Origin of the sequence: Aeromonas sp. S16(2024) (assembly GCF_041403065.1) — a bacterium.
Classification (GTDB): Bacteria; Pseudomonadota; Gammaproteobacteria; order Enterobacterales; family Aeromonadaceae; genus Aeromonas.
This window is the reverse complement of the sequence record NZ_JBGLQX010000015.1, coordinates 38,277-54,193: the sequence shown is the minus strand read 5'-3', so window position 1 is coordinate 54,193 and position 15,917 is coordinate 38,277. Positions and strand designations below refer to the sequence as shown.

The 15,917-nt window shown below is 62.6% G+C and carries 1 protein-coding gene; it reads right to left on the bottom strand.

The features are described from left to right. Positions 1-70: 70 nt before the first annotated feature. Positions 71-15,454, bottom strand: a complete 15,384-nt coding sequence (locus ACB030_RS12685) for a retention module-containing protein (protein WP_371160213.1) — start codon at positions 15,452-15,454, stop codon at positions 71-73. Between the last annotated feature and the right edge of the window lie 463 nt (positions 15,455-15,917).

The following is a 15,917-nucleotide window of genomic DNA, read 5'->3' as shown; positions in this document are numbered from 1 at the left end:
GTTAATCCGAATAAAAAAGAGCCGGCAATTGCCGGCTCTTTTCATTCACCTTGTCCCGCCATCTGCCCCATCAAGGGTGCTGGATGATCAGGCTGTGCTGATCCAGCATGGACTGCAGTATGTCGTGAGAGGAGGAGCCGCTCAGGTTCCAGCCGCTCAGATCCACGTCCTTCAGGGTGATCTGCTGGGTCACCTGACCATCCCCCGCCGGAGAGACCGAGAGATTCACATCGCTCAGGCCCGCGCGGCCCGTGGTCACAGACGCAGAGAGGTGGCCCAGCAAGCCATCCACGCTGTTGTCGGTCACCCCCTTGAGCAAGTCCGCCAGATCTAGCTTGTCCCCCTCCTCCGGGTGGAAGTCGGTGACGGTGTCGATGGCCGGCAAGGCCGCCGTCCCCTCATCACCACTGCCCCACACGAAGAGATCGCTGCCCGCACCACCGGTCAGGATGTCGTTGCCCTGACCGCCCCGGAGCACGTCATCCCCCAGGCCGCCCAGGATGCGATCGTCGCCGGTGGAGCCAAACAGCCAGTCACTCTGATCCGAGCCCAGCAGGTCATGGCCGCTCTGGCTGTGGATGTTGAGGGTCTCCTCGGCCGATCTCAGGGTGCTGCCACCCACGCTGGATTCCGCACTCAGGGTCAGGGCATGATCCCCCGTCGTCAGACCGCTGAGGTAGAGGGGCACGGAGTGATCTCCCGGCAGCAACCAGTCGTTGCCATCCGCGTGGCCGACGTTCTGGCCGTGTTCGTCCACCACCTGGGCGCTCCCCAGATTCTGGATGCGAATGGAGAGTTCACCCGGGGCCGGGTTGACCACGCTGGCGCTCAGGTTGAGCGGCACCCAGGCCCCTTGCAGGGTATGGATGTCGTGAGTACCCAGGCTGAGCTGGGGATCGTCTGCCTCTGCGGTCACCTGAATGCCAATCTGGGCGCTGTCGCTCAGCGCGCCACCCGACCCGGTATTGCCCAGATCCGAGGTGGTGATGGTCAGGTTGTCCTCTCCCCAGAAGTCCTTGGCCGGCTCGTAGTGCAGGTTGCCATTGAGCAGGTTGTTAAGATCATCAAGGGAGCCCACCAGGGTGATCTCGCTGCTGCCCGCCCCCTGCACCGAGACGGCGCCCGCCGCCCCGAGCAGGGTCAGCACGCCGTGCTCGACCCGCAGCACCATGGAGATGGGCGCACCGCCCGCATCCACGTCCTTGACGCTGATCCCGGAGAGCGACAGTGAACCATCTTCCTTCACCTGCATGGCGTCCGGCACCAGGGGCACAGGGGCATCGTTGACCGCCGCCACCTCGATGGGCAGCACGTCTGTGTCGACCAGGGCGCCACCGCTGCCGGTGTTGCCCTGATCATTGGTCACCATGGTCAGGGCATCCTGGCCATTGAAGTCCTGCTCGCCCTGATAGGTCACGCCGCCCGCCAGCAGGGCATTGATGGCATCTTGCGATCCGCTCAGCACCAGGGTATCGCTGCCGCTACCGACCACTGTCACCCCGCTGCCGTCCGCCAGCACCAGGGTGCCGTGCAGGACCGACAGACGCACCTCGATGGCGCTGCTGCCCGCATCCACATCTTGTACCTGCAGGCCCTTGATGACGAAGGGGGTATCCTCCTGCGCCACCTGAGGGGTGTCCGGCAGCACGTTGACCGGCGCATCGTTGACCGGCTGCACCTCGATGGGCAGCACGTCGGTGTCACTCAGGGCGCCGCCGCTGCCGGTGTTGCCTCTGTCATCCGTCACCATGGTCAGCTTGTCATCACCGTGGAAGTCGGCATTGCCCTGATAGGTGACTCCGCCCGAGAGCAGAGCGTTGAGATCCGCCAGGGTGCCGGTCAGCACCAGGGAGCCGGTGCCGTTGCCGGTCACGGTCACGCCACTCCCTGCCGGCAGGTTGAGGGTGCCGTGCTCCACCGACAGACGCACCTCCATGATGCCGTTGCCGGCGTCCACGTCCTTCACCTGCAGACCCTGGATGACGAAAGGCTTGTCCTCCTGAGCCACCTGGGGATCCTGTGGCAGCACGTTGATGGGGGCGTCGTTGACCGGGCTCACATCGATATGGATGGTGCCGTTGACCTCGGGGCCGAGGGCACCGTTGTCCAGGCTCTGGGCCGTTACCTTGATGTCCATGGCCCCGTTGGCGTCATTGGTCACCAGCTCGATGGCGTCGAGCTTGCCGCCATCCGTGGTCACCTGCCAGCGGCCACCGCCAAGATCCACCACAGTGCCGGCCACCCCGCTCGGCAGACGGATCTCTGCCCCATCGGGCACCCCTTCCAGGGTGACCCGCACCTGCTCGGGCTTGTTCTCGTGGACGTTGCTGGCGCTGCCGCCGGTGGCCTGAGTGTCCTTGGTCTCCAGCCCCAGATTGAGGGTGATCACATCCCCCTCGGTGCCGCTCGCCTTGTCCTGCAGGTCGGCGATGATGGCATCCCCCACCGGGTTGACGGTGACGGTGAAGCTGCCCTTGGTCTCGAGGGGCAGGGTGAGCCCCTTGTCCAGGGTAAAGGCGCTCAGGGTGAGCTCCACGCTGCCGCTGAAGTTCGCGGGCGGGATCAGGGTCAGCTTGGAGAAATCGGTGCCCACAGGCACCTGCCAGACGCCACCGCCGTTGTTGGCTGCCGGGGCCGACAGGGTGAAGCCGTCCGGCACGCCCTTGATCTGCAGCGCCACTATCTGCTCGGAGCCATCATTGTCGACCAGGGTCGCCCCCAGGCCCGCCAGATTGACGCTGCCATCTTCGTTGCCGCTCACATCCTGCACCTTGAGGTTGGCCGGATCATTGACCGGCAGCACCTCGAAGCTCACCTGACCGCTCCAGCTGCCGCGATCCGTGCCCGTGGTGGCGGTGTCCAGAATGTCGACCTTGATCCCCAGCGGCACCTGACCGCTGAAGTGCTCTTTGGGCACGAACACCAGATCTCTGAGGCCATTGGCATCCACCACCAGCGACTGGACGGGATTGCCGTTGCCATCGAGGAAGTGGCCATACTGGGCATCGACGGTCAGGGTTACCTTCTCCACCGTCTCGAGACCGCCGTTGGCCACCGAGGGGCTGATGTCGGCGAGTTTGACCGAGAGATCGAGGTGGTTCTTGGTGTCTTCCAGGTTGTCCGGCTGGCCGTCGCCGTTCACATCCTTCACCTGCAGGTGCAGCTCGGGCAGACCATCCTGGCCACCGTTGATATCCACTTCCGGAGTAATGGAGAGAGTGACTTGCTTATCGACCAGCTTGGTATCGCCGCTGGTAGTATCGGTATTAACGACTCGCACGTTCAGATTGAGTGTGCCGGCGTAATCCCTGGGTAACCCCAGCGTCAAATTCTCCAGACCACTCAGACTGGTCGGCAGTTTGATAAGGTATTCGCCATTGACGAAGTCGTAATTGAGCCCCTGCAAAGTGACTCCCGGCGGGAGCCCTGTGATGACAATACTCACTTCATCGTGGCTACTGTCCTGGCTCGCAATCACAATCTGCGATTTGAGCTGAACCCCGAGATCGACAGCATGATCCTCAACCCCGACTACGGCAGCAGGTTGGAATATGATTTGAGCGGCTTTTTCATCGGTCGCATTGGCAAAGATGAAGATTGCCGATACGGGCATTTCGCGAACCACGGGGGCACTGATATCTCCGTCATCGCTGTAGTCCAGAATCCGAGCGCTGACCGTGAAATTAACCCGGCCAGTAAAGCCATCTGGCGCCTGCAAACTGTAATTGCCCAGATTGCCAGCCGGAACAGTCCAGTTGCCCTTGCCATCACTGATGCCACCATTGACAACGAATCCCGCAGGCAGGCCGCTTATCACCAGATAATCGATCCTCTCACTGCTGCTGGGGTCGAGATCTTCAAAACTGAAAGCCCCTACCAGATCTACCGGCTGATCGAGGAAACCCAACAAGACAGGGTTGTCTACCTGTAACTGACCATCAGGCTCCACCACGGCCTGGATATCCACATGCAGCTGACCATTGACCTCTTTGCTGACTACAACATTGGAATCCACATCCTTCTGAGTCACGGTGACATGGCTCTGGATGGTGGTGTCCCTGTCGCTGTCTTGTGGTGCTTTGACCAGCAGCTGACCGCCGCCGAGCAGGCTCTTCAGATCCGCATCGCTCAACTCCACCTTCTCGCCGTTCACATTGAGCTGAGTCTCGACCCCGCCCACCCGGATCCAGATCTCGTAACCGGGCTCTATGCCGGAGAGACTGAGGTGAGTCACCTGTTCTGCGCCGTCGGTCAGGTCCGGCTGCCAGTCGAGCACCACGAACTCATCCTCCAGGCCATGGCTGGTCTTGGCATAGTCGCCGGCGTCGATCGCGGGCTCCACCTTGATGGTGAGCGGTACGTCGAAACGCTGGTGATCCCCGTCGTTCTCGGTCACCACCACATGGCCGATGAGGTGGATGTCGGCGGTGCTGTTGGGGGGCGGCTGGATCTTCAGGTTGCCCAGACTCGAGACGTCGACCTGATAGAGGGGGTTGCCCTTGCCATCGAGCCCGGCGAAGGTCAGGGTGAGCTCCTTGCCATCGATATCGAGCACCTTGGCCCCTTCCGGCAAGCCTTCCAGCACCAGGTTGAGGGTTTCGGAACCATCGTGCGCCGTCTCACCCGATTCGAGCTTGAAGTTCAGCGGCGCCTTGCCATCTTCCCCTATGGTGGTGGTGTAGCCCTTGCCATCCTGGGTCCAGCCGCTGCTGTCCAGATTGAAGTGAGGCTCATCCACCACCCCCACCAGATCCACATGCAGGTTCTGGCTGCCGGTCACCTTCTCGTTGACCACCGTATGGGGATAACCATTGGCATCGGTCAGGGTGGCTGTATCTTTTACCACCCCCTGGATGCCGAGATCGAAGTCGACGTTGCTGTCCTTGGGCGGCTCGAGCTTGAGCTCGCCGATGCGATCATAGGGCACCTCGTGATAACCGTTCACATCCTGGGCGACCGCCACACCGCCGAGCCAGAGGGTGGCTCCGGCGGGCAGGCCGCTGATGCGTACGAACATCTGCTCGGAGCCATCTGCGGTATCCCCCAGATGGGCGAGCACTATCTTGCTGCCCAGATCCAGCAGGCTGTCTTCCTTGCCCTGGATGTCGCGCACCGTCAGCTTGGCGTCATCCGCCAGCGGGTTGACGTTGATGATGAGCTCGATGGGGTCCCCAAGGGCCGTCTCATGGCCGGTGACCACGGGGGCTTTCTCGGTACTGATCGGGGTCACGACCAGCTTGATGTCACCGCTGTAGTCCTTGCCGGGCACGACAGTGATCTTGTTGATCTCCCCTGCAGAAACGGTCACCAGGCCGTTTGCATCGGGTGTGAGCACCTTGCCGTTCAGGGTCAGGCTGCCCTCGCCGGATGCCCACTTGATCTGGTAGCTCAGGGTCTCTGAGCCATCGATGTAGTCGGTGAGCCTGGCCTGCACATTGAGGGCAACGCCGCTGCTGTCTTCATTGGTGCTGTAGTGCTGGTGGGTGCTCGCCCCATCCCAGAGCGGCTTGTCGGCAATGCCCTGCACAGTGATGTCCAGGTTGCCCTTGAGCACCGAGGGCTTGTCTCCCTCGGTGACACCGACTTGTAGCTGCACCGGGAAGCGAAGCGGGCTGCCGCCATCGTTGTAGCTCGAATAGTCGTGAGCGGGTACGAAGGTGAGCCCCTGGGTCTGATAGTGCTCGTTGTCGCTGGTCACCATGGCCGCTGGCGGCACCTGATACCAGGTCTTGCCACCCTGAGTCACAGTCGTGAGCGCCACCCCGTTGTAGTAGAAGGTGCCCTGGGCATTGGCCGGCGCCTGGATAAGCATTTTCTCGACGAACTCGCCCCGATCATAGTCGCCTATGTCCAGGTTCATGGCGATGGGAATGCCCTGGCTTGGATCCAGCGCCCCCTCATCTTCCTGCCCGGTCGCAGCAGTCACGTTAAGGAGACCAGCCTCATCCCTGATGGTCAGGGTCAGCACTCCATCACCGGTATCCCCATCCCCGTCCACCAGGTGGAAATCGATCTTCTGCACCAGGGTGTTGTTGCTGTGATCTATATCCGACCGAGCGGTGAAGCTGTAATTCCCCTCGGCGTTGATCACCAGGGTGCCTATGGTCTGTCCAGTGCTGTCTGTGACCGCAATAGTGGTGTTGCCGCTGGCGGCGATGGGGTGCTCGACCCCATTGATGGTGACCGATCTCACCACCGCATCGTCGGCCCCCTCGCTGGCGGTAGCCAGCAGATCGCCGCTCACTTTCGCCCCCTGGTTCAGGGTCTTGCCGGCATCCACCGCCTCGGGCACATCGTCCCGCACGCTGACGTGACCTATCACCTCGCCGCTGAGATCCCCATCGCTGTCCAGGGCCTGCAACGGCAGCTGGATATCCAGCAGATCATCGCCCTGAGCACTGTGATCCAGATTGCCGGTCAGTTCGAAGGTATAACGGCCGGAGACATCCAGGGTCAGCTTGAAGATGAGCTTGCCCCCGCTGTCCTTGCCAAGATAGACACCCGGCTGGCTGTCGGCGCTGATGCTGACGGCCTTGCCCCCGGAGCTGAGTTGGTTGAGGGCGTTGAAGCGGGCCACATCCAGTTGCAGGGCCACCACCTTGTCGCTACCCGCATCGATGACCACCTGCCCGGTGGCTTTATCCCCTGTACCCGCAGGGTTGGTGCCCCCGTGCTGACCAGTGCCACCATTGAGATCCGACTCATTGACGGTGACACTCCCGATGGAGCTGATCACGGGGTTAGCCGCATCGGTGATCACCGCAGTGGTATTGCCGGTGATCACAGAGCCATCGCTGTCGGTCACTTGTACCGGCAGGGTCAGGTTGAGCTTGTCGTCGGCGCCGTGATCCAGGTTGGTGTGCACAGTGACCTTGTAATCCAGGGTCGCCGTGCTGTGGGCCGCTATGCTGCCCGGCACGCTCGGCAGGGTGACGCTCAGCACCAGGGTGCCGCTCGCGGTCACCCCCTGGAAGCTGTGACCGTTGCTGCCCGGCACCTCCTGCCAGGTCAGGGTCTCGCCGTTGTGGGTGATGGCCTTGCCGCTCGCATCCACAACTTGACCACTCAGGGTCAGGCGCACGTCCACCACGGGATCCGAATCTGCGGTGATGGTCAGGGTGCCGGTGGCCTGCTGATCATCGCCTGTCTGGTTATTCGCGGCGCCATCGAAGCGCCCTTCATTCAGGGTCACCCCGGTGAGGCTGAGGGTCGGTTTGTCCCCTTCCGCAATGCTGATGTTGAGGGTGCCCGAGATGCTGTCGTTGTTGCCCGCCCCCTTGTCGCTGTCGACGACATTGATCTTGAACGGCAGCTCGGTGCTGCTGCCATTGGCCTGGTGTACCCCCTCGAACAGGGTCACCTTGTAGTCGAAGCCGTTGCTGGCGGCGTTGTCGAGCTTGCCGCTGATTTCGACCTGCAGCACCTCGACCCGCCCCCCGTTCACTTCCACATAGCCCTTGAGGATCTGGTTGCCCGGGATGCTGGCATCGCCGTCCACCAGTTCGTATTTCACGCTCTGACCGAGTGCAGTCAGGGCCGGTTGCTCCGCGATATCGGCGAACGACACCTCGCTCACCCGATCCGAGCCTGCGTCCACGGTGAAGTGGCCTGTGCCCGTCAGGGTATTGCTGCCATCGAGCCCACGCTCATCCAGATTGACGCCGGGGCCAGCCACAAAGCCGGGCGCATTGCCGTCCTTGATGGTCAGCGGCAACTGGGTGGAGACCCTGTCCCCGTCCTTGTCGGTCAGGGTCACGGTCAGCGGCAGCTCCAAAGACTCGTTGCCCTGGTGATCCAGCTCGGCGCTTAAAACAACCTTGGCCGTGACGCTCCAGTTGCCGTTGTTGTCCACCAGATCCAGCTCGGCGCGCAGCACCTCGCGGCCGTCCGCGCTGGTGCCCACCAGATCCCCATTGGCGTCCAGGGTGAAGGTGACCGGGCTGCCGTGGCTGCTGTACTTGCCGTCCAGGCTGCTTTGAATGGCCGCGATATCGAACTTGAGGCTGTCGGGGGCCAGGGCATCGGAGCCGTGACTCACGGTGAAGCTCATATTGCCCACCACGGCGGCGTCGCCTTGGTTGGCCTCGGTCAGGCTGGTGCCGGTCACGGCGCTGATCACCGGATTGGCCCCATCGCCGATGGTGACGCTCAAGGAAGAGGAGACTTTGTCCCCATCGCTGTCGGTGAGGGTAAAGCCCGCCTTCAGCAGGCTGTCCGCACTGCCCTGATCCAGCGGCTGGTTGAGGGTAAAGACGTAGTGACCTTTCTGATCCAGCGTCAGAGTGAAGACATTCTGGCCGTTGACGGCACCGCTGATGCTGTTGCCGCTGATGCTGATGACCACCGGCTGGCCGCCGCTGGTGAGTCCCTGCAGGCTAGGCTGGCTGGCATCGAAGCTGATGCTGGCAAGGGGATCGCTGCCGGCGGTGATATCGAGATCCCCTGTCAGGGTCTGACCGGCGCTCCAGTCGCTGTCTTCCGTCAGGGTGAGGGAAACGGGGTCGACCTGGGGCAAGGCGCCGTCGGTGATCTGGATATTGAGGGTGCCGAGGTTGCTCTTGTCCCCGTCAAAATCGGTGCCCTGCACCTGCAGCCCCAGGTTGACGCTGTTGGTATTGACCGGTTGATCCAGCACGCCGTCGAGCTGCACGTGATATTTGCCGTCCAAATCCAGGGTCACGGTCAGCACCGTCTTGCCACCCGCATCCAGCAGGGTGATGACATTGCCATTGACCTGATAGCTGGTCGGCTTGCCGCCGCTGGTGAGACCATCCAGGCCGGGCTGGCTCGCCTCGAAGTTGAGGGACACCAGACGATCGCTGCCCACATTGACCGGCAGTTGGCCATCCAGGGTCTGACCGGCGGCCCCTTCCTGCAGGCTGATGCCAGTGTCGATGCCAAGGCTGGGGTCAGCTGCATCGGCGATCACTGCCGTGGTATTGCCGGTGATCACCGAGCCATCGCTGTCGGTCACTTGTACCGGCAGGGTCAGGTTGAGCTTGTCGTCGGCGCCATGATCCAGGTTGGTGTGCACAGTGACCTGGTAATCCAGGGTCGCCGAGCTGTGGGCCGCTATGCTGCCCGGCACGCTCGGCAGGGTGACGCTCAGCACCAGGGTGCCGCTCGCGGTCACCCCCTGGAAGCTGTGGCCGTTGCTGCCCGACACCTGCTGCCAGGTCAGGGTCTCGCCATTGTGGGTGATGGCCTTGCCGCTGGCATCCACAACTTGACCACTCAGGGTCAGGCGCACATCCACCACGGGATCCGAATCCGCCTTGATGGTGAGGGTGCCGGTGGCCTGCTGGTCATCGGCTGTCTGGTTGCTGCCGGCCCCATCGAAGCGCCCCTCGGTCAGGGTGACGCCGGTCAGTGTAATGACGGGATTGCTCCCCTCGCTGATGCTGATGTTGAGGGTACCCGAGGTGCTGTCGTTGTTGCCCGCCCCCTTGTCGCTGTCGACGACATTGACTTTGAACGGCAGCTCGGTGCTGCTGCCATTGGCCTGGTGCACCCCCTCGAACAGGGTCACCTTGTAGTCGAAGCCATTGCTGGCGGCGTTGTCGAGCTTGCCGCTGATTTCGACCTGCAGCACCTCGACCCGCCCCCCGTTCACTTCCACATAGCCCTTGAGGATCTGGTTGCCCGGGATGCCGGCATCGCCGTCCACCAGTTCGTATTTCACACTCTGGCCGAGTGCAGTCAGGGCCGGCTGCTCGTTCACATCCGCAAAGGAGACCTCGCTCACCCGATCCGAGCCAGCGTCCACGGTGAAATCGCCTGTGCCCGTCAAGGTATTGCTGCCATCGAGGTTGCCCTCATCCAGGCTCACCCCACTGCCCGCCACAAAGCCGGGCGCATTGCCATCCTTGATGGTGAGCGGCAACTGGGTGGAGACCCTGTCCCCATCCTTGTCGGTCAGGGTGACGGTGAGCGGCAGATCCAAAGACTCGTTGCCCTGATGATCCAGCTCGGCGCTTAAAACAACCTTGGCTGTGACGCTCCAGTTGCCGTTGTTGTCCACCAGATCAAGCTCGGCGCGCAGTACCTCGCGGCCGTCCGCGCTGGTGCCCACCAGATCCCCATTGGCATCCAGGGTGAAGGTGACCGGGCTGCCGTGGCTGCTGTACTTGCCGTCCAGGCTGCTTTGAATGGCCGCGATATCGAACTTGAGGCTGTCGGGGGCCAGGGCATCGGAGCCGTGACTCACGGTGAAGCTCATATTGCCCACCACGGCGGCGTCGCCTTGGTTGGCCTCGGTCAGGCTGGTGCCGGTCACGGCGCTGATCACCGGATTGGCCCCATCGCCGATGGTGACGCTTAAAGAAGAGGAGACTTTGTCCCCATCGCTGTCGGTGAGGGTAAAGCCCGCCTTCAGCAGGCTGTCCGCACTGCCCTGATCCAGCGGCTGGTTCAGGGTAAAGACATAGTGGCCCTTTTGATCCAGGGTCAGGGTAAAGACATTCTGGCCGTTGACGCTACCGCTGATGCTGTTGCCGCTGATGCTGATGACAACCGGCTGGCCGCCGCTGGTGAGTCCCTGCAGGTCAGGCTGGCTGGCATCGAAGCTGATGCTGGCAAGGGGATCGCTGCCGGCGGTGATGTTCAGATCACCGGACAGGGTCTGGGCCGTGCTCCAGTCGCTGTCTTCCACCAGATTCAGGGAGACGTCGTCCACGCTCGGCAGGACGCCGTCGGTGATCTGGATATTCAAGGTGCCGAGGTTGCTCTTGTCCCCGTCAAAGTCGGTGCCCTGCACCTGCAGCCCCAGGTTGACGCTGTTGCTGTCCACCGGCTGATCCAGCACGCCGTCGAGCTGCACGTGATATTTGCCGTCCAAGTCCAGGGTCACGGTCAGCACCGTCTTACCGCCCGCATCCAGCAGGGTGATCTGGTTGCCATTGACCTGATAGCTGGTCAGCTTGCCGCCGCTGGTCAGATTATCCAGGCCGGGCTGGCTCGCCTCGAAGTTGAGGGACACCAGACGATCGCTGCCCACATTGACCGGCAGTTGGCCATCCAGGGTCTGACCGGCGGCCCCTTCCTGCAGGCTGATGCCAGTGTCGATGCCAAGGCTCGGGTCGGCGGCATCCGTGATCACTGCCGTGGTGCTGCCGGTGATCACCGAGCCGTCGCTGTCGGTCACTTGTACCGGCAGGGTCAGGTTGAGCTTGTCATCCACCCCGTGATCCAGGTTGGTGTGCACCGTCACCTGGTAATCCAGGGTCGCCGTGCTGTGGGCCGCTATGCTGCCCGGCACGCTCGGCAGGGTGACGCTCAGCACCAGGGTGCCGCTCGCGGTCACCCCCTGGAAGCTGTGACCCTTGCTACCCTGCACCTCCTGCCAGGTCAGGGTCTCGCCGTTGTGGGTGATGGCCTTGCCGCTGGCATCCACAACTTGACCACTCAGGGTCAGGCGCACATCCACCACGGGATCCGAATCCGCGGTGATGGTCAGGGTGCCGGTGGCCTGCTGATCGTCCGTGGTCTGGTTGCTGCCGGTGCCATCGAAGCGCCCCTCGGTCAGGGTGACGCCGGTCAGTGTAATGACGGGATTACTCCCCTCGCTGATGCTGATGTTGAGGGTGCCCGAGGTGGTGTCGTTGTTGCCCGCCCCCTTGTCGCTGTCGACGACATTGATCTTGAACGGCAGCTCGGTGCTGCTGCCATTGGCCTGGTGCACCCCCTCGAACAGGGTCACCTTGTAGTCGAAGCCATTGCTGGCGGCGTTGTCGAGCTTGCCGCTGATTTCGACCTGCAGCACCTCGATCCGCCCCCCGTTCACTTCCACATAGCCCTTGAGGATCTGGTTGCCCGGGATGCTGGCATCGCCGTCCACCAGTTCGTATTTCACGCTCTGGCCCAGGGCGGTCAGGGCCGGTTGCTCTGCGATGTCGGCGAACGACACCTCACTCACCCGATCCGAGCCCGCATGGATGTCGAAGTGGCCGGTACCGGTCAGGGGCGCCTGCCCGTCGAGATCCCCTTCGTTGAGGCTTACCCCGCTGCCCGCCACAAACCCCGGCGCATTGCCATCCTTGATGCTCAGCGGCAACTGGGTGGAGACCCTGTCCCCGTCCTTGTCGGTCAGGGTGACGGTGAGCGGCAGATCCAAAGACTCGTTGCCCTGATGATCCAGCTCGGCGCTTAAAACAACCTTGGCCGTGACGCTCCAGTTGCCGTTGTTGTCCACCAGATCCAGCTCGGCGCGCAGCACCTCGCGGCCGTCCGCGCTGGTGCCCACCAGATCCCCATTGGCGTCCAGGGTGAAGGTGACCGGGCTGCCGTGGCTGCTGTACTTGCCGTCCAGGCTCTGCTGGATGGCGTTGATATCGAACCTGAGGCTGTCGGGGGACAGGGCATCAGATCCGTGGTTCACGGTGAAGCTCATATTGCCCACCACGGCGGCGTCGCCCTGGTTGGACTCGGTCAGGCTGGTGCCGGTCACGGCGCTGATCACCGGGTTGGCGCCATCGCCGATGGTGACGCTCAGGGAAGAGGACACGGTATCCCCATCGCTGTCGGTGAGGGTAAAGCCCGCCTTCAGCAGGCTGTCCGCACTGCCCTGATCCAGCGGTTGGTTCAGGGTGAAGACGTAGTGACCTCTCTGATCAAGCGTGAGGGTAAAGACATTCTGGCCGTTGACGGCGCCGCTGATGCTGTTGCCGCTGATGCTGATGACCACCGGCTGGCCGCCGCTGGTGAGCCCCTGCAGGCCAGGCTGGCTGGCATCGAAGCTGATGCTGGCAAGGGGATCGCTGCCGGCGGTGATGTTCAGATCACCGGACAGGGTCTGGCCCGCGCTCCAGTCGCTGTCTTCCACCAGACTCAGGGAGACGTCGTCCACGCTCGGCAGGGCGCCGTCGGTGATCTGGATATTCAAGGTGCCGAGGTTGCTCTTGTCCCCGTCAAAATCGGTGCCCTGCACCTGCAGCCCCAGGTTGACGCTGTTGGTATTGACCGGTTGATCCAGCACGCCGTCGAGCTGCACGTGATATTTGCCGTCCAGATCCAGGGTCACGGTCAGCACCGTCTTGCCGCCCGCATCCAGCAGGGTGATCTGGTTGCCATTGACCTGATAGCTGGTCGGCTTGCCGCCCCTGGTCAGATTATCCAGGCCGGGCTGGCTTGCCTCGAAGTTGAGGGACACCAGACGATCGCTGCCCACATTGACCGGTAGCTGGCCATCCAGGGTCTGACCGGCGGCCCCTTCCTGCAGGCTGATGCCAGTGTCGATGCCAAGGCTCGGATCCACGCCGTCGTTGATGGCGACCACCAGATCGGCGCGGGTCTCGTCACCGTCTATCTCCTTGGCAGAGACTGTGAGCCCCAAGGAGAGCTGGTCGCTGCCCTGGTGATCCAGGGGGCCATTGAGCGAGACGGTGACCTTGCCATCGATATCGCTGCCATTTTGGCTGGCGGTCAGCTCGGCCTTGATCACGTCAATGCGATTGCCCTGATCATCGATGTAAAAACCGGTCAGCAGGCGAGCGCCGCTGAATTCGAAGCTGAGCACATGGCCGTCGCTGCTGAGCCCGCTGCCGTTCAGGCGAGTGAGCGTCGCCCCCTGATCGGCAAAGGCGAGGGAGTCAGCCAGCAGGGGATCGGCCTGGTGGCCGACCACGAACTCGCTCTGACCCACCACGGCGCCCTGCTGGGTGAAGCCATCTTCCGTGAGCGAGATGGGGGCTATGGTGAAGTCCGGCGGCGTGCTGTCCACCAGCTTGACGGTGAGATTGGCACTCACCAGATCCCCGTCGCTGTCGCGGTATTCAAGGGAGAACGGCAGGCTCTGGCTCTCCTGGCCGTGATCCAGACTCTGGTTCCAGACGATGCGATAGCTGCCGTCATTGGCCAGGGTCAGGGTGAAGACGGTGACGCCCCCCGCGCTCGCGGTCAGGGTCTGGCCGCTTATCTGGTAGCCGAGGGCCGCGCCCTGGCTGGTGAGGCCGAGCTGCTCGAGGGCGCTCTGATCGGCGCCGAAACTCACCTGCAGGTTGCCGTCCAGACCCGCCCCCGTGTGCAGGGAGCCGGTGGCGCTCACCGGGCCCTTGGCCAGATCCGCCTCGGACAGGGTCAGGGTATCGCTCTGGCCGATGAGGGGGGCGCCGTCGATTACCCGGTTCCCCGCCAGATCCGTCACCTCGGCACGTACCTCGAAGGGGCCTTGAATGCCGGAGAGATCCAGGCCATTGAGCTGCCAGCGACCGTCGCTGCCCACCAGGGCGCTGCCGCTGTAGAGGGTCTGGCCGTTCTGGCCGATGAGGGTGATGGTGACGCGCTGGCCAGCTTCCACCTCTGTGGTGCTGCCGCTCAGGGTGACATTGCCCTGGCCCAGCAGGCTCTGGGTGTCGAGATCGTCGATGTCGATGCCGGCACGGGTGTCCACGGTGACGGTCAGGGTGTCGCTGGCACGGTTACCGGCGATGTCCACCGAATCGACGCGAAAATCATAGGCGCTATCGGCCAGGGTATCGGGGATCTGGTACTGCCAGTTGCCGTTGCCATCCACGGTGAGCACGGTCAGCACCTTGCCGCCGAGACTCAGGGTGACGGTGGCGCCGGGCTCTCCCTTGCCTTGCAGCAGCGGCGTGGTGTCGCGGGTCAGATCGTCCACCTGGCTGGCGCCGGTGTCGCTCTCGTCGGTGAGATCCAGGGTGATGGTGGTGATGGTGTCGAGCAGGGTCTGACCGGTGTCGCTGGCCCGGTTGCCGGCCGCATCCTGGGTATCGGCCTGTATGGTCAGGGGGCCGTCCACCAGCTTGCCGGTCACATCACCGAAGTTGGCCTCCCAGACGAAGCCCGACAGCACCACTGTGGTGGTAGTAAGACGGTTGCCATCCTGATCGATCAGGGTGACGGTCACCGTCTGGCCCACCTCGACGTCCTCGACGAAGCCGCGAATGATGACGCCAGTCGCCTCGTCGGCGTTGATGATGTTGTCATCAGTCTGGGGCTCGGTGATGGTGATGGCCGCCAGGAGATCCTGATCTTCCGAATAGAGCAGTTCGTTACCCGGCAGGGCTCCCTGATGATCGGTATCAAAGCCTGACTCCGCCAGGGTGGCGCCGTTGTCTCTGTCCACCACCACGAAGCCGCTGGCGCTGGATCCTGCCACGCCACCGACAGTGCCGGCTGCCGCGTTACCGGCTGCGGTCTCCTCAAACAGCGCTGTCGGGTCGGCACCCTGACGGATGGCGTCCTGCAGACTGGCCAGCTCGGGAGCCAGATCCGCGCCGTCTTCTACTTGCGCCGGCACGGGTTGACCGACGTCGGGGGTCTCACCGGCGGGATCGGCCAGCTCGAACCGTCCACCCCCCTCGGTGAGCAGGCGCATCCCCGGCTGCAGCTGCATCCCCAGGGTGGCAGGGTGCAAGGAGCCGTCGGTATTCATCACAAACACGGCACCCTCTACCTGGGTAACAAGAGTCGGTTTCTCTATTCGCAGCTCAGCCATACATACTCCAACAGGTAAACACAGACAGATCAGTCCCATAAGAGTACAGGACATCACCGTGACAGGCGGCTATTTTACCCTCTCTATCGGCACAGATCCCTTCGTCATTTTCGAAAATATCGAAAGTAAATCCCCTAAAACATCCTATTAAATTCAACAAAGCGCTGCCATTTACTGAATATCTCAGGATATAAGTTCAATTTTTCGCCTGAAATTAAGAATATAACCCTATTGGCACCCATTCATACGACAGCTTCTGACCTGCCTGCGCCCACCCTGCCTCCCCATGATGTCACCAGGGGAAGGCGAGGCGCCCATGCCAAGCACGAATAAAGAATAAGTATTCGATTATGTTTGGGGGCGCCCCATGCCCAAGAAACCATCCCATTGTTCTCTCGCTCTCTGTCATTCCTCTTTCCACCCGAGGCAATGGCCAGCCGCAGTGCATCATCAAGGGGAAAGT